Source organism: Flavobacteriales bacterium (assembly GCA_021296215.1).
Lineage (GTDB): Bacteria > Bacteroidota > Bacteroidia > Flavobacteriales > ECT2AJA-044 > ECT2AJA-044.
Genome location: JAGWBA010000031.1, coordinates 1 through 25726 on the forward strand (window position 1 = coordinate 1; position 25726 = coordinate 25726).

General features: G+C 49.2%; 25 protein-coding genes. 15 read left to right on the forward strand and 10 right to left on the reverse strand.

What is annotated here, in order from left to right:
- Positions 1 to 104: 104 nt before the first annotated feature.
- The 8 genes from J4F31_06610 to nadE all read left to right on the forward strand — a co-directional run bounded on the left by J4F31_06610 (position 105) and on the right by nadE (position 6010).
- Entirely contained in the window at positions 105 to 881 is a 777-nt protein-coding gene (locus J4F31_06610; GenBank protein MCE2496230.1) for an SDR family NAD(P)-dependent oxidoreductase, read from the forward strand.
- Positions 882 to 973: 92 nt separating this feature from the next.
- Positions 974 to 1270, forward strand: a complete 297-nt coding sequence (locus J4F31_06615; protein ID MCE2496231.1) for a hypothetical protein — start codon at positions 974 to 976, stop codon at positions 1268 to 1270.
- Between the two features lie 37 nt (positions 1271 to 1307).
- Complete coding sequence (locus J4F31_06620; GenBank protein ID MCE2496232.1) at positions 1308 to 2006, forward strand: hypothetical protein; 699 nt, start codon at positions 1308 to 1310, stop codon at positions 2004 to 2006.
- Positions 2007 to 2105: 99 nt separating this feature from the next.
- Complete coding sequence (locus J4F31_06625; GenBank protein ID MCE2496233.1) at positions 2106 to 3473, forward strand: hypothetical protein; 1368 nt, start codon at positions 2106 to 2108, stop codon at positions 3471 to 3473.
- Positions 3474 to 3498: 25 nt separating this feature from the next.
- Positions 3499 to 4020 (forward strand): hypothetical protein, encoded by a 522-nt coding sequence (locus J4F31_06630; protein ID MCE2496234.1) that lies wholly within the window; start codon positions 3499 to 3501, stop codon positions 4018 to 4020.
- A gap of 45 nt (positions 4021 to 4065) precedes the next feature.
- Complete coding sequence (locus J4F31_06635) at positions 4066 to 4440, forward strand: hypothetical protein (GenBank protein ID MCE2496235.1); 375 nt, start codon at positions 4066 to 4068, stop codon at positions 4438 to 4440.
- Positions 4441 to 4511: 71 nt separating this feature from the next.
- Positions 4512 to 5231: a hypothetical protein gene (locus J4F31_06640; protein ID MCE2496236.1), complete on the forward strand. Its 720-nt coding sequence runs from the start codon at positions 4512 to 4514 to the stop codon at positions 5229 to 5231.
- A complete protein-coding gene (nadE, locus tag J4F31_06645; GenBank protein MCE2496237.1) occupies positions 5228 to 6010 on the forward strand; it encodes an NAD(+) synthase in 783 nt (260 codons plus the stop codon). Before J4F31_06640 ends, nadE begins: the two co-directional genes overlap by 4 nt.
- A gap of 9 nt (positions 6011 to 6019) precedes the next feature.
- On the opposite strand, the gene J4F31_06650 is transcribed toward nadE, so the two are convergent.
- Genes J4F31_06650 through trmB form a run of 6 tightly spaced genes read right to left on the reverse strand, consistent with a single transcriptional unit; the run spans position 6020 to position 11328 of the window.
- On the reverse strand, positions 6020 to 7048 hold the full coding sequence (locus J4F31_06650; GenBank protein MCE2496238.1) for a 2-oxoacid:ferredoxin oxidoreductase subunit beta: 1029 nt from the start codon (positions 7046 to 7048) through the stop codon (positions 6020 to 6022).
- Positions 7045 to 8892, reverse strand: a complete 1848-nt coding sequence (locus tag J4F31_06655; protein ID MCE2496239.1) for a 2-oxoacid:acceptor oxidoreductase subunit alpha — start codon at positions 8890 to 8892, stop codon at positions 7045 to 7047. Before J4F31_06655 ends, J4F31_06650 begins: the two co-directional genes overlap by 4 nt.
- A gap of 25 nt (positions 8893 to 8917) precedes the next feature.
- Positions 8918 to 9154, reverse strand: coding sequence for a NifU family protein (locus J4F31_06660; GenBank protein ID MCE2496240.1), 237 nt, complete (start codon positions 9152 to 9154; stop codon positions 8918 to 8920).
- 3 nt (positions 9155 to 9157) lie between these two features.
- Positions 9158 to 10288 (reverse strand): Mrp/NBP35 family ATP-binding protein, encoded by a 1131-nt coding sequence (locus tag J4F31_06665; GenBank protein ID MCE2496241.1) that lies wholly within the window; start codon positions 10286 to 10288, stop codon positions 9158 to 9160.
- A gap of 19 nt (positions 10289 to 10307) precedes the next feature.
- Positions 10308 to 10667: an MGMT family protein gene (locus tag J4F31_06670; GenBank protein MCE2496242.1), complete on the reverse strand. Its 360-nt coding sequence runs from the start codon at positions 10665 to 10667 to the stop codon at positions 10308 to 10310.
- Positions 10648 to 11328 carry a tRNA (guanosine(46)-N7)-methyltransferase TrmB gene (trmB, locus tag J4F31_06675; GenBank protein MCE2496243.1) on the reverse strand — a complete coding sequence of 227 codons (681 nt, stop codon included), beginning with the start codon at positions 11326 to 11328 and terminating at the stop codon, positions 10648 to 10650. The genes J4F31_06670 and trmB overlap by 20 nt, the downstream gene beginning before the upstream one ends.
- 94 nt (positions 11329 to 11422) lie before the next feature.
- On the opposite strand from trmB, the gene J4F31_06680 reads away from it, so the two are divergent.
- Positions 11423 to 12484, forward strand: coding sequence for a glycosyltransferase (locus tag J4F31_06680; GenBank protein MCE2496244.1), 1062 nt, complete (start codon positions 11423 to 11425; stop codon positions 12482 to 12484).
- On the opposite strand, the gene J4F31_06685 is transcribed toward J4F31_06680, so the two are convergent.
- Positions 12465 to 13502, reverse strand: coding sequence for a sensor histidine kinase (locus tag J4F31_06685; GenBank protein MCE2496245.1), 1038 nt, complete (start codon positions 13500 to 13502; stop codon positions 12465 to 12467). The two genes, J4F31_06680 and J4F31_06685, sit on opposite strands and share 20 nt — an antisense overlap.
- A complete protein-coding gene (locus tag J4F31_06690) occupies positions 13502 to 14185 on the reverse strand; it encodes a response regulator transcription factor (GenBank protein MCE2496246.1) in 684 nt (227 codons plus the stop codon). Before J4F31_06690 ends, J4F31_06685 begins: the two co-directional genes overlap by 1 nt.
- A gap of 144 nt (positions 14186 to 14329) precedes the next feature.
- Here J4F31_06690 and J4F31_06695 point away from each other — a divergent pair, with 144 nt between their 5' ends.
- From J4F31_06695 to J4F31_06710, 4 genes are all read left to right on the forward strand, one after another.
- On the forward strand, positions 14330 to 17149 hold the full coding sequence (locus J4F31_06695) for a TonB-dependent receptor (GenBank protein MCE2496247.1): 2820 nt from the start codon (positions 14330 to 14332) through the stop codon (positions 17147 to 17149).
- A gap of 123 nt (positions 17150 to 17272) precedes the next feature.
- Positions 17273 to 18547 (forward strand): hypothetical protein, encoded by a 1275-nt coding sequence (locus J4F31_06700; GenBank protein ID MCE2496248.1) that lies wholly within the window; start codon positions 17273 to 17275, stop codon positions 18545 to 18547.
- A 128-nt stretch (positions 18548 to 18675) separates the two neighbouring features.
- A complete protein-coding gene (locus tag J4F31_06705) occupies positions 18676 to 20913 on the forward strand; it encodes a T9SS type A sorting domain-containing protein (protein ID MCE2496249.1) in 2238 nt (745 codons plus the stop codon).
- Positions 20914 to 20952: 39 nt separating this feature from the next.
- Positions 20953 to 22908: a Na/Pi cotransporter family protein gene (locus J4F31_06710; protein ID MCE2496250.1), complete on the forward strand. Its 1956-nt coding sequence runs from the start codon at positions 20953 to 20955 to the stop codon at positions 22906 to 22908.
- Here J4F31_06710 and J4F31_06715 read toward each other — a convergent pair.
- Positions 22905 to 23420 carry a hypothetical protein gene (locus tag J4F31_06715; GenBank protein ID MCE2496251.1) on the reverse strand — a complete coding sequence of 172 codons (516 nt, stop codon included), beginning with the start codon at positions 23418 to 23420 and terminating at the stop codon, positions 22905 to 22907. The two genes, J4F31_06710 and J4F31_06715, sit on opposite strands and share 4 nt — an antisense overlap.
- A gap of 36 nt (positions 23421 to 23456) precedes the next feature.
- Between J4F31_06715 and J4F31_06720 the strand changes: the two genes are divergently transcribed.
- On the forward strand, positions 23457 to 24452 hold the full coding sequence (locus tag J4F31_06720) for an acyl transferase (protein MCE2496252.1): 996 nt from the start codon (positions 23457 to 23459) through the stop codon (positions 24450 to 24452).
- A gap of 286 nt (positions 24453 to 24738) precedes the next feature.
- Here J4F31_06720 and J4F31_06725 read toward each other — a convergent pair whose 3' ends face one another.
- Positions 24739 to 24831, reverse strand: coding sequence for a hypothetical protein (locus J4F31_06725; GenBank protein MCE2496253.1), 93 nt, complete (start codon positions 24829 to 24831; stop codon positions 24739 to 24741).
- Between the two features lie 502 nt (positions 24832 to 25333).
- Here J4F31_06725 and J4F31_06730 point away from each other — a divergent pair.
- Positions 25334 to 25726 (forward strand): hypothetical protein (locus J4F31_06730; GenBank protein MCE2496254.1); only part of this gene is annotated, 393 nt, incomplete at its 3' end.

A 25726-nucleotide genomic window follows, 5' to 3' on the forward strand; every position in this document is an offset into this window, starting at 1 on the left:
CGCGCTTTGAAATCGGCACTGAATTTTCTGCGTTTTCCACTCATAACTTAGCCTAATGTAGGTACTTTTAAATTTAACTTAGCAAGTGGTCTAAATTTCGGGGAGTGTTACAAGTAACCGCCGAAAAACTTATTATAGAGGGGCATGTTGTTTATCCCGCCGCTAGGCGGACCGAAAAAATGAAAGACCTCGAAGCAATGGGCGGTCACCCTATCGCATTGGACGTGACCAACGAAGAAGAGATCGTTTCCGCGGTAAAGAGGATCATCGAAGAACAAGGACGCATCGACGTACTCTGGAACAATGCCGGCTATGGGCTTTATGGCGCGGTGGAGGATGTACCGATGGATAAAATTCGCTACCAGTTCGAAGTGAACTTTTTTGGACTCGTACGAATGACCAAGGAAGTACTGCCTCATATGCGGGCGCGGAAGTCGGGGACCATCATCAATACTTCATCGATGGGCGGCAAAATGTACACGCTACTGGGGGCTTTTTACCACGAGGCCAAACACGCCTTGGAAGGGTGGAGCGATTGTTTGCGACTCGAGCTGAAGCAACACGGGATCAACGTGATAATATTGGAACCGGGGATCATCAAGACAGAGTTTGCCGACGTCATGGCCAACGGACTCCTGGAACAAGCCGAGGGCGGCGCGTACATGGAATTGACACAGGCCATAGCCAAAGCATCGGTCGAAACATACGAAAAAGGGCAGGGAACTCCGGCCAGTGCCATCGCCGAGGTCGTTTCTAGAATCGTGAATACAGAGAAGCCCAAAACGCGATGCGTTAAGGGTCACCCGGCCAAACCGCTCATGTGGGTTAGAAAATATTTGGGCGATCGGATTTTTGACAAGGCCGTTATGAGTCAGGTGTAAGAGTCGCTAATAATGAGAAGCCCGAGCCCAATGCTCGGGCTTTTTCACAATATAATGTGGCGGGGATAAGTTATATCAACAACCCCAAACGCATGAGCACTGTATCTCTTTCCACGAACAAAATGAAGACTTGGGTCCTGTTATTGGCCACCTTTCTGATTACCAATTTCCTCTTTTTCATTGATGAGGGTTACTTTGACTTTACCTGGATCTCGCTTTGGGGCAATTGGGTCATGTTCGTCATATACTTCCTCTTCATTTTTACCGGACAATGGCTCATGACTCGACTATCATGGCGCTTTGAGCCCGGGCCTCTATCGTATATTTTCGGAATAACCCTCGGTTCGGTATTGGGCGGCGGATTGTTGATCGTACTGCTTTCGGCTTGATCAATTCGCTAACTTAGTAGCTTCAAATCGATATTTTATGAAGCGCTTGATCACGGCTATTCTAACGGTAGTCGCATTACTCTCATTCGGTCAGTCAGAGCCGACCATGACTTGGCCCCAAGAAATCACCACAAAGAACGGCATTGCCACTGTTTATCAGCCGCAGCTCGAGGAACTCGACGGCGTTCGACTCTCTGGGCGAGCAGCCATCTCGTATAAGGAAAATGGCTCTGATGAAATGGAATTCGGGGCATTCTGGTTCGAGTCGACCCTCGAGGCCAACAAAGAAGAGCGCATCGCCATCATTGAAAATGTTAAGGTCATTCAGCTCAATTTCCCGGCCATTGAGGACGAGGAAAAACTCGAACGAGCAAGGGCCGGATTGGAAAGCGAAATGAATGGCCGGGACATGGCCACATCGTACGACCTACTCCTCGGCTCACTAGCCGACGCCGACCAAGAGCTCGTTATGGAAGGTCAGATCAACAACGATTCGCCACAAATCTACTTCCGAAATGAACCAACAGTGCTCGTATCTATTGACGGGGAGCCGGTAGTAAAACAAACCGACGACAAAAAGCTGAGCTACGTCGTCAATTCACCCTTCTTCATCGTAAAGGAAAACAAGTCGGGTAAGCACTACCTCAAGGGTGGAGAGTACTGGCATAGCTCGAGCGACCCCGAAATCGGTTGGACGCCCGACACGAGTATTCCACGAGATATCGCTTCCTTCTAAGAAAAGAACCGTCCTGAACAAAGCGCCAAGGACTCTGCTACTGCAGACCTCGATGGGCCCCCAGCTATCATCGTTGCCACAGAGCCAAGTGAGCTCATCGTGATCGACGGGGAGCCCGATTATGGGACTATAGAAGGAACGCAGCTACTGTTCGTCAAGAACACCGAAAGTGACGTGATCATGGAGATCGGCAGTCAAAAACACCACGTTTTGCTCGCTGGTCGTTGGTATGCGTCGACTTCTTTAAAGGATGGAGAATGGAACTTCGTTGATCCGACCGATTTACCCGAAGAGTTCACCAAGATTCCGGCAGAATCCGAAATGGGACATGTGCTGATAAGCTTACCTGGCACTCCTCAAGCTCAAGATGCACTTCTATCGCAAAGCATTCCGGAAACTGCTGCAGTCAACAGAAAAGAAACGACCGTCGAAGTCAATTTCGACGGGAACCCTCAATTCAAGAAGGTGGACAATACGGATGTGGCCTATGCCCTTAATAGCGACAAAACCGTTCTGCGCATTAATGGGGATTATTACTGTGTTGACAACGGAATTTGGTTCGTAGCGAATGCGCCTGCCGGGCCTTACTCGGTAAGCGATGTACGCCCCAACGAGGTCGACGACCTTCCGCCCGGCTCGCCTGTATACAACACGAAATATGTATATATCTACGACTCCACCCCGGAAGTCGTGTACGTGGGCTACGCGCCAGGATACGTGTACAGTTACTCATACGGCGGAGTCGTCGTTTACGGAACCGGCTACCATTACCCCTACTGGTACGGTAGTATATATTATCCGCGGCCAGTCACTTATGGTTGGGGGGTTCACTACAATCCCCGGACCGGCTGGGGATTCAGCATCGGTTTTAGCTATGGATGGGTTGGTTGGGGTTATCGTCCGTATTATCGCCCTTACTGGGGACCTGCCGGATATCACGCCGGATATCGACACGGATATCATCACGGGTACCACAATGGATATAAGCACGGCTACCACAACGGTTATCGCGCGGGCTACGCAGCTGCCCAACGAAACAACGCTCAGCGCAACGTTTACAACGGGAATCACCGCGGGGTAAAGCTCACGAGCCGACCTACGACCGCAACCCGACCAACGGCGAAAGCGCGACCATCGACTCGCGAAAACAACATGTATACCGATCGATCGGGGAACGTTTACCAACGAAACAAAAATGGCCAATGGGATCAAAAGACCAACGGCTCTCAACGCCCTGCGAATAGAGCTTCTACGGGTCAAAATACGCGTCCATCGACGCGGCAGCAACCGTCGACGCGGCCATCAACGCAACAGTATAACAGACAAGACCAACTGAACCGCAGTTATCAAAACCGGCAAAGAAGTACTCAGAATCACAACAACTATCAAAGATCTCGCCCTACGGGCGGATCCGCTCCATTGCGGCAAGGTGGCGCCCGCCCCGCGGGAGGTGGCCGCCGCAGATAAGCTGAACTGATTCGCTGCTAACATAATGAAGCTGAAGACCCTCATTGCTGTTTATTGTGCCTTTGTTTGCACTTTCGCAAAAGGGCAAAATCAATTTGAAACGAGTGATATAGACCGTTTCCGGCGCATGTACGACAACCTTGCATCGTGCACCTCGCTACAGGACAGCATCAAAATGATCCAGGAGAATTATCTGGATTCTGCTTCGGTCGGTTTCCAAAAATTCATTCGTGTTCGTGACCTTTCTGCCGGAGGGTATGTGGCCGACTTCGGGAAGTATCCAAGCTTTTGGAAAAGCCTGGAGTCAAACCACATGAATCTACAGCAAAGGCGTACTACGACCGACCAGATCTTCGATAAATTTGAAAGTGAGTTTCAAGAATTCGAACGCCAAAACGTATGCTTGCCCATCGGAGTCTTAACCACAGGTGGAACCGTCAAAGGAAACTGGTTGCTCATTGGTGCCGAGATCGTTTTAGCCGACTCCACCACTGACACTTCAGAGCTTTCTTCTTGGCTGCAAGAGGTGATAGTCGATGAAGATTAGTTTGAATCGTTCATAGCACATGAGACCGTTCACGTGCAACAGAGCATGAAGATCCCCGTGATCTGGGGATACTTTTTTCGTCGCAAGGCCACCATGTCGATACTGGAAGGAAGTGCAGACTTTATCTGTAGGGAGATCATTGGCACTACGATCAATCCGACCATTTACGAGTACGGCTTCGAAAACGAAGAAGAGCTGAAAATTGAATTCGCAGACGACCTCAAGAGCAACGATTTCAGCGGTTGGCTGTACAATGGAACGAGGTCAGGTGAAAGACCAGCCGACCTAGGATACTTCATCGGACACCAAGTTTGTAGCACCTATTTGAACGGCGCTTCAGACTGTCAAAAAGCTAAGGAACAGCTATTACAGTGTCGGAATCCATGGAAAATACTCGTAAAGAGCCAATACTTCTATTAAGATATATGGAGCATTTCGCCAGGGTGATCAAGGTGGCATAAACCTTATTGTGTACCTTCCACTTCCAGAACATGAAAAAGCGGATCGCCATATCGACCCTTCTCCTAATTGCGTGGCCAAGTCAGGCACAAAACGGATTTATTTTTTGGTGCCCGGGTTTTCAGATCGATCCGGCCACAGCCAGTGTACTCGTTACTCCTTATCCGGTTCTGGGCACCGTTCGTTATTCGTGGGAACTCAATGGCGGGCTTCACCTCATCGATACCGATGCCGGAAATCACGATGGCAAATTGCGTCTTGGGTGGGGTACGCGACTCTTGCGACATACGCATATAACGAGGGGGATTTCTGCTGAACACGGCTTGGGTTGGCAGCGTTCCAAAACTGCTTTTGCCCTGAACGACACCACCTACAAGGTGCGCACCGATTGGCTCGAGATTCCGGCCGGAATGACCTTCCGCTGGTGGCAGCTGGGATATTTTACCCCCTATTTTCAACCACAGTTCATTCTGGCTTTCAAACTCGTAGAGGAGTTCCGTAGAGAAGCGTCCCACCAAATTGACATCCTTTTGCGCTATGAAGATGCCTGGGCGGGAGTTCGTGTGGATATCCGCCTCGCGGCGGGATGCGAATACGAGCTCGGGCCTAAGTGGAGCGCGTTCGCGCAATTGCAGTGGCGAAGATCACTCACGAACATCGTGCATCCCGAATCGGTTCTGAATATCGAGAACGAAGAGAACTTTTACTTTAGTCAGGCGAATATTGCCGCCGGCTTTATCTTTACTCCATGAAAACACATGCAGTAGCTGATCACATTACCCAATGGCTCAAAGAATACGCCCTTAAAGCCGGGAGCAAAGGGTTTGTCATCGGAGTAAGTGGCGGGATCGACTCGGCCACTTCATCGACATTGGCAGCGCGAACAGGACTTCCTTTGGTTTGTGTGGAAATGCCCATTCACCAGGCTAAAAGCCAAGTCACTCGAGCCGCGAATCACATTCAATGGCTTAAAGACAACTTCGAAAATGTCTCCTCGGTCAAAGTAGAGTTAACGGAGATCTTTGACGCCTTCGTAGGTGCACTTCCGCCCGTTGAGGGCGATAAAAACTTGCATGAGCACTCGCTCGTAAATACGCGCGCCCGATTTCGCATGACCACGCTGTATTATTTTGCAGCCCTTCCGGGATATCTCGTGGTGGGTACGGGAAATAAGGTGGAGGATTTTGGCATTGGATTTTACACGAAGTACGGCGATGGCGGGGTCGACCTTTCGCCGATCGCGGACCTCATGAAAACGGAGGTTTACGCCATTGCCAAGGAACTTGGGGTGATTCAGGACATTCTGGATGCCCCGCCTACCGATGGGCTTTGGGGTGACGATCGAACGGATGAGGATCAGATCGGGGCCAGTTATCCGGAGCTCGAATGGGCCATGAAGTTTACGGGCGATGGTTCGGAGCTCACCGATAGACAAAAGGAAGTCCTTGCGATCTATACGAGGCTGAACAAGGCGAATCAGCACAAGATGGAACCCATTCCCGTTTGCGAGATCCCGGAGGATTTTAAATAAGAGGGTCGTTTATTCGATCACCCAGGTGTTGTTCCCTTTGAGGAGCGCATCGAGATCACCGGAGCCTTCTTGCTCAATGTGACGATTCAGTTGCTCATTAAGGGCATCGTCGTATGTGAATCTGCGCTCTTCGTAGAAGACGCCGAACGGACGTGGAAAATGTCCTTCGATATTCGGATCATCAAAGAAGCGAACCAAGATATCGGCTTTGGTGCGATCCTTTGAATCATGGATCCACAGATCGTTTTCCGAAACTTCATCAAGACTCACCATTCTCGGTTTGTACCCGTCGAGAACAATTCCCTTATCCCGGTTTTCGCCGTAGATCAAAGGCTTGCCGTCTTCAAGCATGATGGTATTCTCGAGCTTGGTCTTTTTATCGCTGAAGAGCTCGAATGCTCCATCGTTGAATACGTTACAGTTCTGGTAGATCTCGATCAGCGAAGTTCCTTTATGATCGTTCGCACGCTTCAAGATATCGCGCAAATGCAGTGGATCGCGGTCAAGTGAACGCGCGACAAATGTTGCGTCAGCCCCCATGCTCAATGCGAGTGGATTGAATGGATGGTCTACAGAGCCGAGAGGTGTACTCTTGGTCCGCTTTCCGAGTTCGGAGGTGGGAGAATACTGACCTTTGGTTAGTCCGTAGATTTGATTGTTGAACAATAAAATGTTCACATCGAAATTCCGTCGTAGCAAGTGAATTAAGTGGTTTCCACCGATCGATAATGAGTCGCCGTCACCTGTAATGATCCAAACGCTCAGCTCGGGCCGAGTGGCTTTTAAACCACTGGCGATGGCCGTTGCCCGACCGTGGATCGAGTGCATTCCGTAGGTGTTCATGTAATACGGGAAGCGACTGCTACATCCAATACCGGAAATGAATACCATATCCTCACGTTCAACCCCGATATCGGGCATTACGCTTTGTACTTGCTTCAGAATTGAATAATCGCCGCAGCCCGGACACCAACGAACATTCTGGTCCGTCTTCAGGTCATTGGCCGTAAAATGGGTCTCTTGTTTCTCTGTGGTCATGACGGGTAGATTTCGGCAACTTTATTTTTGATCTCGTTGGCAGTGAAGGGAACCCCTTTTGCCTTTTCAAATGGAATGGCATCGACCAGGAAGCGATCGCGAATGATGCGCACCAATTGGCCGTTATTCATTTCCGGTATCAAAACCTTATCGTATCGCGAGATGATGTCTCCCAAATTCTTAGGGAAAGGATTGAGGTAGCGCAGGTGTGCGTGACCTACTTCGAACCCTTCGGTGATCAGTTCCTTGACCGCGGTTTTGATTGCGCCAAAAGTGGACCCCCAGCCGAGGATCAAAACCTTGCCCGATTCCAGGCCATTATCAATGATCTGTTTGGGAATACTCTCGGCGATCATATCGACCTTGGCCTGACGAGTTTTGGTCATGAACTGGTGGTTCTCCGGATCGTAGCTCACGTTACCGGTCTCGTGTTCTTTTTCGAGTCCACCAATTCGGTGTTCCAGGTCGCGAGTTCCGGGGATGGCCCACTCGCGAACCAGGCGTTCATCGCGCTTGTACGGCAAAAATTCCTCACCCTCTTTGGCCTCTGCGAATACCGGATTGATCTCCGCCAAATCATCGGCACCCGGATACATCCAAGGCTCGGCGCCGTTAGCTAGGTAGCCATCGCTTAGGAAGAATACCGGTGTCATATGTTCGATCGCGATGCGCGTTGCTTCGTAAACCGCCTCAAAGCAATCGCTCGGAGTACGGGCCGCCACCACGGGAATGGGCGCTTCCCCGTTACGGCCGTAAATGGCCTGCATAAGGTCAGCCTGTTCTGTCTTGGTTGGCAGTCCGGTCGACGGCCCCCCGCGCTGAACATTCACAACGAGCAATGGAAGCTCCAGCATGACAGCCAATCCGAGTGCTTCGGTCTTCAATACGATACCCGGGCCTGATGAAGCGGTTACACCAAGGTGTCCACCAAAGCCGGCTCCGATGGCAGAGCAAATTCCCGCGATCTCATCTTCTGCCTGGAAAGTGCGCACACCAAAATTCTTGTGCTTAGACAATTCGTGTAGGATGTCCGAGGCCGGCGTGATCGGATACCCTCCGTAGAAGATCTCGAGTCCGGCTTTTCGCCCGGCAGCGACAATTCCTATGGCCGTCGCTTGGTTTCCCATTACGTTTCTGTAATTCCCGGGTGCCATCTTTGCCGGCCGAACCTCAAATCGGTTGCTGAACGTTTCGCTGGTTTCGCCGAAAGCATAACCGGCTTTAAGCACCGCAATATTCGCTTCGGCGACTTCGGGGAGTTTATTGCCGAATTTACGCCGGATAAAATCGATGGTAACGTCCAGCTTCCGGTTGTACATCCAGTAGACGAATCCGAGAACGAACATATTCTTGGAACGGTCCTTCTCCTTCATTCCGAGGTCGGTCTCCTTGAGGCAATCACGAGTCAATTTCGTTACGTCCATCTGAACCACGTTGTAGTCGTCCAGAGTTCCGTCCGTGATCGGGCTCTCTTCGGCTCCATATCCGGCGAGCTGCAAGTTTCTTTTATCGAATCCGGCGATGTTCAAAATCACCGACCCCCGTGGCTTCAGGCACTCCAGATTCTTTTTCAGAGCAGCGGCGTTCATGACCACGAGTACATCACATTCATCGCCTGGAGTGTAAATATCCGTAGATCCAAAGTTGATTTGGAATCCCGACACACCGGCTACCGTACCGATCGGGGCGCGAATTTCGGCCGGAAAATCAGGGAACGTACTCAGGTCGTTACCGTACAAAGCGGCGGTATTCGAAAACTGAATTCCGGTCAGCTGAATTCCATCACCGGAGTCACCGGCAAATAGAATGGTGACTTTATCGAGTTCTTGTGATGTCTTGCTCATATTAAGCCGTTTGCTGTTGTCCTACTTACAGGACTTTTACAATCTCGGGTGCGAATCGTTTAATGGTCATCTCAACCCCATTCTTCAAGGTCATTTGATTGACGGAGCAATCGACACAGGTTCCGTGCAGCTTGACCTTCACGATGTGGTCATCAGTGATCTCGATCAAACTGATATCTCCTCCGTCTGATTTCAAAAATGGTCTGATCTCGTCGAGGGCCTGTTCAACCTTATTGGTCAATTCTTCACTGTGAGTTCCCATAGTTTACTGCTTAACAGCCGAACACCCGGCCATATTGGTGATCTCTACCTTTTGGGTAGGGGAAAGCTTTTCATTTCGCTCGACCAACTGCTCCACCATATTGCGGGTGGCGTTGATAAAGGCTTCGGCAGCTGGCGACTCTTTTTGAAGAACTGCCGGGCGACCTACATCTCCCGATTCTCGAATCGATTGAACCAAGGGAATTTCCCCGAGGAACGGTACGCCAATATCTTCCGCCAAATTTCGTGCACCGCTTTTTCCGAATATGTAATATTTGTTACCGGGGAGCTCTTCGGGAGTGAAATAGCTCATATTTTCCACGATTCCGAGCACAGGTACATTGATCGAGTCCATCTTGAACATCCCTGCTCCCTTGCGTGCATCGGCGAGGGCGATATTCTGAGGCGTGCTCACGATGACAGCTCCTGTAACCGGAATTGCTTGCACCAAACTCAGGTGAATATCACCCGTTCCGGGCGGCAGATCGATAAGCAAGAAATCCAAGTCGCCCCAGTGAGCGTCCTTGATCAATTGATTCAAGGCCTTTGAAGCCATTGGGCCACGCCAAACGACGGCTTGGTTGGCTCCGGCAAAGAATCCGATTGACAATACTTTTACTCCGTAGCTTTCGATGGGTTCCATCAAGCTGCGGCCATTCACCTCAACGGATTTTGGCTGAGCGAATTCCACATCGAACATCATGGGAACGGATGGTCCGTAAATATCAGCATCTACCAATCCGACCTTGAAACCCATATCGGCCAAGGCGACCGCCATATTAGAAGTTACCGTAGATTTACCGACTCCTCCTTTTCCGGAGGCGACAGCGATCACATTCCTAACGCCTGGAATTTCGGGGCCTTTGATCTCCGGTTTCTTTTCAGGCGCGTTGACGGTGATCTTGACGTTGACCACGGCCTTTTCAAAAAGGTCATCGTGAATCAACTTCATGATGTCGACTTCGAGTTTCTTTTTAACGTGTAGTGCTGGTGTTGAGATGGTTACATCGACATCCACCTCTTCTCCGAATACTTGCACGTTCTTGAGCGCACCGGATTCTACCAAGTTGGTTCCGATTCCCGGCGTGGCTATTTTATGGAGTACGCGAATGACGCTTTCTTTGGTCACTTTCATACGAACAAAGGTACTTTATTTAAAGTCGTTCTAAGTTAGATTCACCCGGCAGTTCAATAACCGGGTCCCAGTAAAGTTGTTCAAAGTGTTGAATTTGATCATCGATCACTTCAATGCCTTCCCGTTCGAGTAGTTGCTCCATCACGCTGGCTCCTATAAAGTGATGTTTTCCCGTTAGGAGTCCATTTCGATTCACCACTCGGTGTGCCGGCACATCGTCTTGACCGTGCGAGGCGTTCATTGCCCAGCCTACCATTCGAGCCGCGCGCGCCGCACCGAGGTATTTGGCAATGGCCCCGTAACTCGTAACTCGGCCTTCAGGAATCAGGCGCACCACGCGATACACGCGTTGAAAAAAATCAGAATTCGCGTCGCTCACCCAGCTGAAACTTTAGGTAGGTGATGGCCTTGCCTTGAGCCAACCACTTTTGTTCGTAATAGGTCTTGATATCGAGTACCGGATCGCGCTGAGGATTCCGGTAGATGTCGTGATTTGATTCGATGATTGGCCAACCCCACGCTTCGAGGAGTCCGAGGGTATAACCGTGCAGAAACTCACTGTCCGATTTTAGGTGAATAACTCCGTCGGATTTCAGAATTCGGCGATACCGCTCGAGGAATAGCGGATGGGTGAGGCGATGTTTGGCTCGTTTGAATTTGATTTGCGGGTCTGGAAACGTAATCCAGATCTCTGAGACCTCATTGGGCCCAAAGCAGCTATCGATGAGTTCGATCTGGGTGCGTAAAAAACCCACATTATCGAGACTTTCTTCTTCGGCTGTTTTGGCCCCACGCCAAATTCGAGCCCCTTTGATGTCGACACCGACGAAGTTCACATCGCGCCGTAGGTGCCCCAAATTCGCCGTATAATCACCATGGCCACAGCCCAGCTCGAGTGCCAGCGGCCGATCACTCTCGAAGAAATCGGCATTCCAGCGGCCGGCGAGGGGAAGTCCATGCTCGACCTCTTGGCGCGTGGGTTGCACCACGTGATCGAAGGCCTCCATCTCGTTAAAACGACGTAATTTGTTCTTTCCCACCGATTTATTTTTGGCAAAGGTAGCGGTAAGATTTAATTTTCGCTTAATCCTGAAAGTCGGATTTTTAACGGCTCCACGCCTAATTTCGCCGATCATGCGTTCCAAGAGAATATTGGTTTGTCCTTTGAACTGGGGGCTGGGTCATGCCACGCGGTGCATTCCTATTATTCGGGCCCTACGGGCCGAAGGCCATATTCCGGTCATCGGGACATCGGGCCGTGCGTTGTACCTGCTGCAACAGGAGTTTCCAGAATTGGAATTCATTCACCTGCCCGACTATCAGATCACTTATCAGAAGCGGGGGTCGTTTGCGCTGAAGATCCTGACGAGTGCTCCGACCATTGTGAAGAAAATCCAGGAGGAACAAGCACATCTACGGGAATTGGTTCGCGAGAAAAAGATCGATGGGGTCATCAGCGACAATCGTTTTGGGCTGTACTCGGACGAGGTGCCCACGGTATTCATGACGCATCAGGTCATGATCAAAGCACCGGCCGGTGAAAAGATCTTGTTTAAGTTCAACAAACGCTTTATTGAAAAGTACGATGAGTGCTGGATCCCTGACTTCGAAGGGTCCGAGAACTTGTCGGGTGACCTGGCCCATAAGTTCCCACGCTCATTCAATCACAAGTATATTGGACCGCTGTCCCGCTTCGCGCCGCGAGGCGCAAATCCAGACCCTAAGTACCAGGTACTGGCCCTCATTTCGGGACCCGAGCCGCAACGGGGATATTTTGAAAAGATCGTTGTGGAGCAGTTGGAAGAATTGGGGATTCGCGGAGTTGTGGTGCGCGGAATTACGGAGCAGCAAAAGGTGGAGCGGCGCGGAAAAATTCAGTTTTACAACTACTGTACGAGCGATGATCTGGAGGAATTGATCTACCAGTCGGAGTTGGTCGTGAGTCGATCGGGTTATACCACGGTGATGGATCTGTGCGTTTCGGGAAAGAAAGCCGTTTTTTGTCCGACACCCGGGCAAACCGAGCAAGAATACCTTGCTAAGCAGCTCGACGACAAGGGTTTGGTGCCCCATTTTGAGCAGGACGAGTTCAATCTGCGCGACGCGATGGTCAAGAGTATTGACTATGCCGGGCTGCCGCGGTTCGACATGACTCAGCGCAACTGGGGTGAGTTGTTTAAGCTTTTTTCAAAGTAAAGGCGAAAGTGGACCCCACTCCGGGCTTACTGCGCACGGTGATGGTTTGTCTGTGCGCTTCGATGATGTGCTTCACGATGGCGAGTCCCAGACCTGTGCCGCCCTGTTCGCGTGACCGACTTTTATCGACCCGGTAGAATCGTTCAAAGAGTCTGGGCAGGTCTTCTTCGGGAATACCCAATCCGTTATCGGAAATCTCAACCATCCAGTGGGCTCCCATATCGGAGAATGATATTTCCACAAATCCACCTTCTCGAATCGAATAATTGACTCCGTTAACGATCAAGTTGGTAAACACCTGCTTTATGCGTTCGGAATCACACAGGACCCTGATCGATTTTTGATTTTTATTCTTGAACCGAACGTCGACCTCTTTCTTTTTAACCTTGAGTTCGAGTGTATCGATCACGTCTTTGGCGAGCTCTAAAACGTCGGTAGGCTTGAGGTTCATTTGGAGTGCGCCGGCCTCCAGATTCGTAATGGTTTCGAGGTCATGTACGAGCCGGATCATTCGCTTCACCGATTTGTTCGCTCGAAGCAGGTACGCCCGGTTGATCTCCTCGTCTTCGAGTGCTCCGTCGAGTAGTGTCAGGATATAACCTTGGATATTGAAGATCGGGGTCTTGAGTTCGTGAGACACATTTCCAATGAACTCCTTTCGGTACGATTCGCGCACCTTCAATTGTGCGATCTCCTTGCGTTGATTTTCGGCCCATTCGGATACCTCGCGGTTGACCTCATCGAGATCGCCGGTCACCTCTTCATCTTCGAAGTCACCGGTGCGAATGTCGTGAATACTCTTGTAGAGCAGTTCGACCTTTTTATAAATGAACTGATAAACCGCGTATCTGAAAATGAGGAACCCAACAAGAAAACTCACCGCGGTAACGGCGAGGTCAGCGGTCAAATCCAATTCCGTTTGGGTAATGCGGTGCGCAAGCCAAAAGGTAAAAAGTACGAAAACACTAGTGACCGCACTGGCAAAAAGGGCCAGCTGATCGGGTTTTTCAAAACGCATTAGGCTTCAAACTTATAGCCTACGCCTTTCACGGTTTTGATGTAACCTTCGCCGATTTTTTCGCGCAATTTGCGCACGTGAACATCGATGGTTCGTCCACCAACGATCACTTCACTACCCCAAATTTTATCAAGGATCTCGTCGCGATTGAACACCTTGCCGGGACGGCTGGCCAATAAACTCAATAGCTCGAATTCCTTGCGTGGAAGCTCTATTCGTTCACCTTCTTTGGTCACTTGGTATTTCTCCTTGTCGATATTCAGATCGGATACTTCGATCACCGATTCGAGCTCCATTTTGGATCCGAATCGACGAAGAAGAGCCCCTACTCGACTTACGAGAACTTTCGGCTTTATCGGTTTGGTGATGTAGTCATCGGCTCCGGCGTCGAAACCTGCTACATGACTGTAGTCTTCGCCTCGAGCAGTGAGGAAGGCAATCAGGGAATTAGTGGTCTCCGGTGTATTGCGCAACACGTCACAAACCTCGATTCCGTCCATTCCGGGCATCATAACATCCAGAATGATCAATTGGGGCAATTCCTTCTTAGCCAGTTCTACAGCTTCTTGTCCGTTGTTCGAAGTGAATACCGTGTACCCATCTTTACGGAGGTTGTAACCGATGAATTCGAGGGTATCCTTTTCGTCATCTACCAATAAAATCTTGTAGCCGTTGGGACTCATAGAATGCGGATTTGCCGGTAAAATTAACCATAAAACAAAGCCTAGTACACCTTTAACCAAAGGATAACAACCTTAACTCAAGGGTAACAAGGCATTAACCATACGCTTACTTGAGCGGCTTTCCTTTGCAAAAAATTACTGAGCATGCCCAAGTTACGAATTTCGTTGTTGTTAGCCTTTGTTGGTTTAGTCACGATCAACGCCTTCGGACAAGGTTCCGGCACTATTAGTGGAACCGTATTAGACGGAGCAAGTGACAGTGAACCCATGGCTTTCGCCAACGTCGTTACGGTCGGATCGAACCTCGGATCGACCACGGACTTCGACGGGAATTACAGCTTTTCGGTTCCCGCGGGAACGTATAATGTTGTGATCTCATTTATCGGATATAATGTCGACACCATTAAAGGGGTGAAAGTCGTAGCCGGCCAAACCACCACATTGAATCACACCCTTAATCAAGGATCGGTGGCTTTGACTACGGTCGATATCGTTGAAAAAGCCAATAAAGAATCCGAAGCACAGCTGCTTCTCGAGCGTAAGGACGCCTCGGGTATCGTTCAGAGCATCGGTGCCCAGAAACTCAAAGAAACCGGTTCTGCCGACGTCGCTTCAGGACTTGGAAAGGTGGCGGGGATATCCGTTGTAGGTGGTCAAAACGTATTCGTACGCGGAATGGGCGACCGTTACAACAGCGCCTACCTCAACGGCATGCCCATTGCGTCTCCGGATCCAGACCTCAAGGTCATTCCCCTGAACATCTTCCGCACGGCCATCGTGCAGAACCTCAACGTTCAGAAGGCTTTTGAAGCTCCGCTTTACGGTGACTTCGCCGGTGGGGCGATCAATATTTCAACGAAAGATTACCCAACCGAACCTATGTTAGAAATTCGCATGGGTACAGGCATCAATACTCAGCGCAACGGGGGAGACTTCTACACCTATGAAGGTGGAAGCATGGATTACTTCGGCTTTGATGACGGAACCCGCGCATATCCGGATGAAGTTCGTGATCTGGACTTCTACAACAGTCGTAATGATGGTAAAAATGACGCTTTCCCATACCTATTCAACAGACAGACCATCGCAACACCTATCAATACTCAGTTCGGTTTGACCGGTGGTAACTATTTTAGGAAGGACGGCGGTGAAAGCGCTTTCGGGTTTCTTATTTCACTGGACCATAGAAACAGAGCTTCTTATCAGCCGGGGATTTACCGTCTCGTTAACCGCCAGAACGACTTTCAAATCGACTACGACGTTCAATCATGGGAGCTAGAAACCAATACCTCTGCTTTGGCAAATGCTACGTACGAGATCGATCGTAACAACAAGATCTCATACAACTTTTTGCTTGTCAATCTGAGCACGGACAATTTTCGCGAAACCGGTGAGACTAATGGTTTCCACTTCGACTACTCTTCACCCATCTTTACACGTCGATATACCTTTAGGCAAAACACTTTGATGGTAAATCAAATGTACGGAGAGCACGAGTTGGGTAACTGGAAAGTTCGTTGGGATGGTTCATGGAACCGCGCTTCTTCCACGGAGCCTGACCGTCGCCAAATCGTATACCTGCGCCAAGGTGAAAACTACCTGATCAACACCTTGGACTTCAACGAGAACCACCGTTTCTATTCAGAACTCGAGGAAAACGAATACAATGCCAGATTGATGGCGACCTATTCTTTGAAGACCGATGATAAAGGTGAGTCCTTGTGGGATGTTACCGTTGGTGGTGAGGTCAAAAGAAAGAAACGCGAATTTGACTACCGGCAAGTCAATATCGATTTCCGGAACTATGTGAACGCCGATGGCGACGTAATGGACCCGAACAACATGGAGGAGGTCATTACTCCGGAAAACTTCGACAACGGAAAAATCGCTTATCGTGAAATTGGAGGTCTCGCATCTGTGTATGAGGCAAACCTTAACATCAACTCCTTCTATTTTCAAACCAACGGACGACTTGGCGCCCGTGCAGAAGGAATGATCGGATTGCGTGTTGAAGAGGGATTGCAAACACTTGACTACCGCGATCAGGTACAGCCTACGATCCCAAAACAAGAAAAGCTGGACCAAATCGCCTTAATGCCCACTGCATCCTTTAAGTACGACCTAAATGAGAAAAGTGCGATTCGCGCGAGTGCTTCAAGAACCATCTCTCGCCCGGCATACCGTGAGGTTGGACCGTTCCAGTACATCGAGTTCTTCGCCGGACGCCAAAGTATCGGTAACCCGGAACTTGAAAACGGGTCGAACTACAACGTTGACCTTCGATTTGAAACATATCCACAACCGGGTAACTTAATCGCAATAACAGCCTTCGGAAAATACCTGGACAACCCTATTGAGCGCGTGCTCGTTGCTACGGCTTCTGGTCAGCTCGAATCATTCATCAACACCGAGAGTGCGGTAGTTGGAGGTTTGGAATTCGAGTACTTCCAAAATCTCGGACGCTGGTTCGGAGAAGAAACCGGTTGGAAAAACTTCAGCCTTGCATTCAACGCTTCATTGATGTACTCCGACGTAACCATCAACAAAGAAGCTACGGTAGGCGGTTCATCAGTGATCTCAACAAATGAGAATCGCCCGCTTCAAGGTGCTTCACCTTATCTGATCAACGCCGACTTGACCTATACGAAGCGTTATGGCCAAAATGATCAGAGAAAATCTACCGCGACCTTAAGTTATAATGTATTTGGTCGCCGTGTTTTCTCGGCAGGTGCACAGGGAATTGGAGATATATACGAGGCTCCGGTAAATACGCTCAATTTCTCCTTGAGAAACCGGCTATCTAAGCACTGGTCATTGAATTTTTACGCTCGTAACATCTTGAATCCGATGATCAATCAGGAGCAGGAATCGGACCCGGATATTTCAACCAATGGCCCGGTCGTCGTAAATCAATTTCGCCGAGGTGTAGACTTTTCTATATCTATTGCCTACGACGTTTTTTAATTAACACTGTCGTAACGACTACGGGCGTTTCCTTAACACAAGATTAAAATTTACGAAAGCTCACTTCATTGGAAGTCGTATAGTTTTGTCGCAGGAAAATCAACTTCTAAACCCGTAATAGTAATGAAACATTTCAAGTTCAACCGGATGCTCGCAGTAGCTTTAGCACTCGGTGTAACGATGTCAGCATGTAACAATGATGACAACAACAACAACAACAACAATGCAACGTACACCATTACTGACGTAACGATCAGTGGTCAGGCTTACAAACAAATTGCTGGTAACGTCAACCAAAACCTCACCTTGGATGCGAGCAACAAATACTTGTTGAAAGACGGAGTATTCGTAATGCAAGGTTCAACTTTGACTATCCCTGAGTGTACTGAGATCTACGGAGACAACTCTGACGGTGTTGACTTCTTGACGATCAACCAAGGTGCTAAGATCATGGCAATGGGAACTGCTAGCTGCCCAGTAGTTATGTCTGCTCTTCAGCAGGAAAAAGGATCATTCGGTGGTTTGATCATCAACGGATACGGTGAGATCAACAACGGATCTACTGCTACCTCAGAATGTAACTCAGGTACCTACGGTGGTACTGACAATGCCGACAACTCAGGTGAGATTCACTACTTGCGTATCGAGTATGCAGGATTCATCTGCGCTACTGACGACGAGTTGAACGGTTTGACTTTGAACGCAGTTGGATCAGGAACTCAGATCGACCACGTACAGTGCTTCAAAGGTGCTGACGACGGTATCGAGTGGTTCGGTGGAGCTGCTGAAGTAATATATGCTATCTCTACTGGTAACCGCGACGATTCTTTCGACTGTACTCACGGATGGGCCGGTAAAGGTCAGTTCTGGGTAGTACACCAAGATGCTGTATCAGGTGACCGTGGATTCGAATTCGACAACAACGGTGATGACAACTCTGCACTTCCTTGGACCAACCCTTCTATCTCTAACGTTACTTTGGTTGGAGAAGATGATGGTGACATGGAAAACACCGGAATGCGTCTTCGTGAAGGTTCTAAATTCAACATCTGGAATGCTGTTGTAACTAACTTCCCGAACCACGGTATCCGCGTATCTGATTCGATCACTTTGTGGCACGTAGAACAAGACGAAGCTTTCGTTAGCAACGCTAGCGTATTCGGATTGGGTGGTGGCGGAGGCACTTACCGCGACTGCCAAAAATTCGTTGACGATTACAACTGTGACGAAGTAGCAGTAACCTTGAACGGTTTCGTAGGAACGAGCACTAGTTCAGCTGATCCTAACTCAGTAGATTCGTGGTTTACTTCTGCTCAATTCCGCGGTGCTTGCCAAACTGGTGGTAACTGGTGGAAAGGTGGATGGGCGAAAGATGTTAACGGTAACATCATCAACTAATCCCTCCCCATAAAGGATTTAAAGGCCTCTCAACGAGCGGCCTTTTTTTGTCTTCTTATCATAATAATGAGGCGTTTGACGGATTCTCCTCATCATTTGGTAACTTTGGAACCCAATTTGTCATTCTTATGAAAAGATTCTACACACTTTTTGCACTATTCCTTTCGATTTCCTTCACTACTCAGGCAACGACCCACAACGTCGGCCTGGGAGGCCCGAATGGAAACACCTTTAATCCAGCTAACTTAATGGTAAACGCCGGCGACACTGTAGTCTGGATCAACCAAGGTGGGTTCCACAATGTCAACGGCTCTACCTCTACCTTTCCCTCCAATCCGGCTTCATTCGGAAATGGAACGGCTTCAGCGTCCTGGGCTTATTCCTTTGTTTTCAGCATTCCGGGAACCTATAGCTATCAATGCGACCCACACGCGGGTCTCGGCATGAGCGGCACGGTAACGGTGAATGCGGCACCAGCACCCGCAGCATTGAATCCCGGTGATATTGTTTTCGCCGGATTCCAAGCCGATGCTCCCGATGGTTTCGCGATTATTCCAATGGTAGACCTTCCCGGCAACCTCGACATCAGCTTTACCGACCGCTCATGGGGGCCTAGCTCCACGAATGGTGGCACCTTCGACTGGTACAGTACCACAGGGGAAGACACCATGACCTGGACCACCCCAGCAGGTGGCGTTTCGGCAGGAACCTACATTCGTTTTGAAGACCCAAGTTCAGGTTCTGACGCCTTGATCTTTGGAGCAGGTGGGACAACCGTAGGGTCGCTAGGAGGAATTTCCGGATCCGGAGATAATATCTTTTGCTATCTCGGATCTATCCCGAACCCGTCTTTCGTAGCTGGTATCATGACTCCACGGTCAAACAACATCAACCTAACCTGGCTAACCTCAGGTCTGGCAGCTTCAACAGAATCTTACCTTCCACCATCGTTAACGGACGGCTTTAGCGCCTTCGTTATGGCCAGTGCGCATGTCGATAACGGTTACTACGACTGTAGCCTATCTGTAGGGGATACAGTTACCTTGCGCAGTAATATTTATAACGCAGGGAATTGGGTAACAGACGACGACGTCAATATCGCAGGTTCTGCGAATTGGCCCGCATGCAACCTCACCTTCGGCTCAGCGCCAACTACATCAACGGTCTCTTTCTCTACCTCCAGCCAGAGCATTTCGGAAAGCGTTGGATCATTAGCCTTAACTCTTCAGTTCTCTCCGACTACTACAGCCGACGATACGGTGATCGTAACACTTACACCCGGCATAGGATTGGACCCAACGGATGGGAGTACGGCTCCAGCCTTTGACCTCATCACAGGAGAGATCCTTATCCCGGTCACGGCCGGAACAGACTCGGCACAGATCATTCTTACGGTAGTGGACGATGCTATCGTGGAATCGAGCGAAACGGGAACTTTTGATATTACTTATGTTTCTGGCGGCCTCGCGGCCGGATCGAATACTTCCGTCGCGATTACCATCCTGGATAACGATCAGGTTATCCCAACCTACTCAATCGGTGATGTAACATCCAATGCCGCAGATGGATCAGTCGATTCAGCACTGGTTTACTGTGCCGTGGAAGGAATCGTTTTAGGAGTAAACATGAATGCCAATGGCGCACAGTTCACGGTTAATGACGGATCCGATGGTATTGGGGTGTACAGCCCTGTTGCATTGCCCGGATTTACGGTTAACGAGGGAGACGAAGTTCGCATAATCGGATCCATCGATCAATTCAATGGACTCACACAAATTTATGCCGACAGCGCAAAGGTTCTTTCACAGGGTAATCCTATTCCTTCTCCGGTTGTCGTGGCCGCTTTAGGTGAAAGTACGGAGTCTGAATTGGTGGAAATTCAGGATTTAAGCCTTGTGGATTCATCACAGTGGTCAGGCTCGGGAAGCGGCTTTAACGTCGACGTTACCGACGGTATCAATACTTATACAGTACGAATTGATAATGATGTCGATCTGTATAGCATGCCAGCTCCTTCCGGCACTTTCCACGTCCGAGGAATCGGAGGACAGTTCGATTCGAGTTCGCCTTTTGATTCGGGTTATCAATTGCTTCCTCGCTATTCAGCGGATGTGATTCCGGCCATTGGCTTGAATGAATTCGAAAAATCGATCATTGCCTTCCCTAATCCTTTCACTTCAAGCTTGAAATTGAATGTCGACCAAACTACCGAAGTACGGATATGGAATACCCTCGGTGCGCTAGTTTGGTCCGGCGAGATCAACGGAGAAGTTCGTGTTCGCACAGAAAGTTGGGAGTCTGGTCTTTATTTGATCGAATTCACATCGCAAAACGGATCAGAGACACATCGCGTGATCAAGAGATAGCCACTCTTATATCCCATATTTGCCAGCAAAATCGGGTAAATGAATTATTCTTTAATGGATCTGCTCTCGCTCATCGGAGCACTAGGGTTCTTCATTTATGGGATGAAGGTGATGAGCGATGGCATCCAAAAGGTTGCGGGAAATAGAATGCGACGCATTCTAAGCGCCATGACCTCGAATAGAGTTTTTGGCGTTTTTACCGGGTTCATCATTACCTCTTTAGTTCAATCGTCTTCAGCGACTACGGTGATGGTCGTAAGCTTTGTGAACGCCGGTCTCCTTTCGCTCATTGAGTCGATCGGGGTCATCATGGGAGCGAACATTGGAACTACCCTGACTGCTTGGCTGATATCGATCTTTGGATTCAAAGTGAAGATCTCGGCAATGGCCCTTCCGATCATCGCCTTCGGTTTCCCCATGCTTTTTTCGTCACGAGGAAGTATAAAATCGTGGGGCGAGGTACTCATTGGATTTGCCCTGCTCTTCATGGGACTGGAATTCCTAAAAGACAGCGTTCCCGACCTTCAATCGAATCCACAGGTTCTCGAATTTTTAAGCCAATACACGGATAAAGGATTGCTTTCGACCCTGATCTTCATCGGGGTGGGTACCGTCATAACCATAGTGGTTCAATCGTCCTCCGCGGCCATGGCCTTGACCCTGGTCATGTGTTACCAAGGGTGGATCCCTTTCCAGCTCGCAGCGGCCATGATCCTCGGTGAAAACATAGGGACTACCATTACGGCTAACCTAGCCGCCCTGGTTGCCAATGTTCACGCCAAAAGAGCGGCACGGGCCCACTTCTTGTTCAACACCTTTGGAGTGGTTTGGATGATCATCGCATTTCCTCTTTTCATTTCCGGTATAAATAACTACATGGCCAACAATCCGACCATCAGCGGAACTGGCGGACGACAATACTCTTTTGAGCAACCGCCAAGTCAGGAGTTGTTCGACACACAACTTCAACAGAGCCTTGGCGATGCCGGTGAATTTATCGAGTGGACTTGGGTAACTCCGAAAAAGCTGAATATGCATTATTCACTTTTCAAAGCTGCGGGTCAGGGCATTGACATAGATTCGTTGGCCGCAATTCGAATCTCGGAAGAACTGGTCGCACTAGGTATCACAGCAGCTCAATACCATGTTGTAAACATTGGTGCCCGCCCGTCCGAAGAAGCTAGCGCCATTCCGATCGCACTGTCCATCTTCCATACTACATTCAATATTTTGAATGTGTTGATGCTGGTTTGGTTCGTACCGTTCATCGCCCGTACGGTCACTAGGTTCTTGCCTGCCAAAGGAGTCGACGACGAGGTTTTCCACTTGAGTTTTATTGGAAGTGGAATGATGGGTACGGCGGAGCTTTCGATCATTGAAGCCCGTAAAGAGATCAGCAAATTCGGCGAGATCATCGTGAAATTGTACGATGCCGTTCCTCAACTACTTCACGCTACCGAAGAGAAGAAGTTCCAAAAGCTTATGAAGCGGGTGGCCAAGTACGAGGACATGACCGACCGTATGGAACTCGAGATCGCCAAATACTTGAGTAAGGCCTCGGAGAGCGAGCTTTCAAATGACGCCTCTCGACGCGTTAGAAGTATGCTCAGTATCATCTCCGACCTCGAAACCATAGGTGATCTGTGCTATCAAATCGCTCAGAATCTCGAACGCCGCAGAGCGATCAAGGCCTACTTTACGCCGGAACTACGTCAGAAATCAGAACTGATGTTCATTGCTGTCGAGAAGTCCATCTCGAACATGACCCAAAACCTCAACCGAGACTACGAAAAAGTCACTTTGACCGAAGCCAAGGACATCGAGGAAGAGATCAACGACCTGCGAAACAAGCTGCGAAACGAGCATCTCGAAAACATTGAGAAAGGACTATACCCCATTCATTCGGGCATGTACTACAACGACCTCATACACAGTCTCGAGAAGATCGGCGATCACGCCTTCGACGTGTCCGAGGCCATCGTATTGGAAAGTTAATTCAGATAGATCGGCGGAGATTCTACCGTGTTACTCTCAGTAAAGGATCTATCGACCAAGCGAAAATCAAATCTGATGGTATCGCTTCCGGTAAACGAAACATTCATGTCGTACACGATATCGCCCTTCAAGGTCTTGTTCTTCCCTTCCGGAGTTAAATAGGGAATTCGCGCACTAAAAGGCGGATTCAAATCTTCGATCAATTTAAACGAATTGGTCGAATCGTTCCACTCGTAGTAATCGACCAGCAAATTGTGGTAGTACAGACTGTCGGGATGATAGCCACCATTCGTATCCCCGGGTCGAAGCCCAACGTCTCCGTCCCCATCCGTAAAGCCAATGGTCACGATACAATAGGTGTTCAAGTTCCCTAACTGATCCACCGAATCCACCAAGCTGAACCCATCGAACGTGATCATGGGTTCGAGCGGATACTCATCCGTGCGCAAACAGGCCGTCGACAGTACCCAAGCTATCCCGACCGTTAATAGTACCTTTGTGTATCGCTGCATATACATAATAACGGAGTTAATGGCCCTATCGTTTGCATGGACCACATTGCTTTCAAAAATAAGGTTTTTCTCTGCGCTTCTAAATTGGACCGCGAAGCCCTGGCCCTCGAGCTCTTCCGGTGGCAGGCCATCCATGTTCGCCCCTATCGCGATTTCCTTCATTATTTGCATATCGACCCAGCCGGTGTTCACGACACCTCCCGGATTCCCTATATGCCGGTCAAATTCTTTAAAAGCCATAACGTCCTTGCGGACGGATATAGCCCTTCAACGATCTTTACATCCTCAGGAACCAGCGGCCAAACCCCTTCTAGACACGGAGTCGTCGTCGAATCGATCTACCGCGAAAGCTACATGGCCGCCTTTCGATTGTTCTACGGAAACCCATCGGACTACGTCATCTTCGCTCTGCTACCGGCGTATCTCGAGCGTTCGGGAAGCTCGCTCGTTACCATGGCACAAGGCCTCATCGAGGAAAGCGAACACCCCGACTCGGGATTCTTTCTGAACGAATATTCCGCTTTGCGAGAACTCCTGATCAACCACCGCACATCGAACCGCAAGATCCTCCTACTCGGAGTCAGCTTCGCCCTCCTCGATTTGGCCGAACAGCACCCTGTACAACTACCACATAATGCGGTGGTGATGGAAACGGGCGGAATGAAAGGCCGGCGGCGCGAACTGATCCGTAGTGAACTGCATCAACGACTGTCGAAAGGCCTAGGCACTCAGAATATTCACAGCGAATACGGGATGACCGAACTACTTTCTCAGTCTTACGCCCTCTCGGGCGGAAAGTTTCATTGCCCGCCCTGGATGAACATCCAATTACGCGATACCGAAGACCCCCTTTCCACTGCTCCGCAAGGTAAAACGGGCGGAATCAACATCATGGACCTGGCCAACATCCATTCCTGTGCCTTCATTGCGACTCAAGACCTCGGGCGACAATTCCCCGATGGCAGCTTCGAAGTACTGGGGCGATTCGATGACGCCGAGATTCGAGGGTGCAACTTGATGGTGGCAAATTAGTTTTTAGTTCTCAGTGTTGAGTTCTTGGTTCCAACACTTTCTTCTCATAACTCGTATTTCCGCAGGGGAGCGAAAGTCGAATTACTCTTCAATAAATACCACCCGAGCGAAGCCCAATCTGCTATTAGTCAAGCGGAATTCCCGGTTTTGTTCAGTTAAGTGTGTCATTTCTTTCAAGGCCTAGTCGTTCAGCATGGGTCATAGCGAGGATTGATATTATTTTAGTCCATGACCGTGGTTTGCTCCATCGTTTGTTGGTATGTTGACTGACGAGGTAAAGCAACTCTTACAGGGCTCTTTCAGAGGGTTGGGCTCCTTTGGTTTTAGTTCCTTTCCTCATTCTTCGATTAAAACCTTCGATGGAGTTGGTGGTGTACATGATGCGTCGAATCTCCGGGTTATAGGCAAAGAAGGTGAATAGCCCTAAACCGTGATTTCTTCCCCTGCTCCGACTTCAATCCTCAGCCTCGTTGGAATCCCCGCTCAACCATTTCTCTCTGGTCATTTCGAATCTCACTTCTCCATTGGGGAGTACTCCTTTTCGAACCCAATTCCGGCTTTTGTAGAATCCCTCTGCGCGGGTATGAGAATCAATAGATAGCCAAACCGTAGATTTCCCTTGCTCGGGCAACAATTATTGTAGTATTTCAAAGCAAAGCCTGGCAAACTATTTGATTGTCAGGCTTTTGTTTTTTAGCTCGAATCAATTCAGTGCATTTCGATGCATTAAAAGAGGAACAAAAGAGACACAAAACGGACACAAATCTGGTTTAAGGGTTTTGTGACTGACTTGATGCTCTCTTTTACGCCCTACTGCTCTCTTTTACGTTTTTAGGACCCTACGTGTCACCGTAACTTTGTGATAATCAAAATTGTAGGAGATGAAAACACTTATATACCCAAGAAAATCAACCAACGGAACCGTAGTTCTGTACTGTCGACTAGTTCATTTAGGAAGACGAGAGACTTTTACGACCAATATTCGCATTGAACCCAAGTACTGGAGTCACGATAGGCAATCCATTACAGGGAGTACCGTTGAACTTAAAAAGGCGAAACTTGAGCTAGACCGTCTTAGATCACGCATACAACGAGAGTGCGACAAGCTTTTGTTTGAAGAGCGGTTTACCCTTAAGCGACTAAAAGGAGTGTTGCTTGGAAAAACGGAGTACAACTGTATTAGCTCCTTAAAAGGCTGGACAGATTTTCTAAAACAGTTTAGGAGACTTAAATTTAGAAGATTATCTCAAAGAGAAGAACGTTTACCAAGGAGA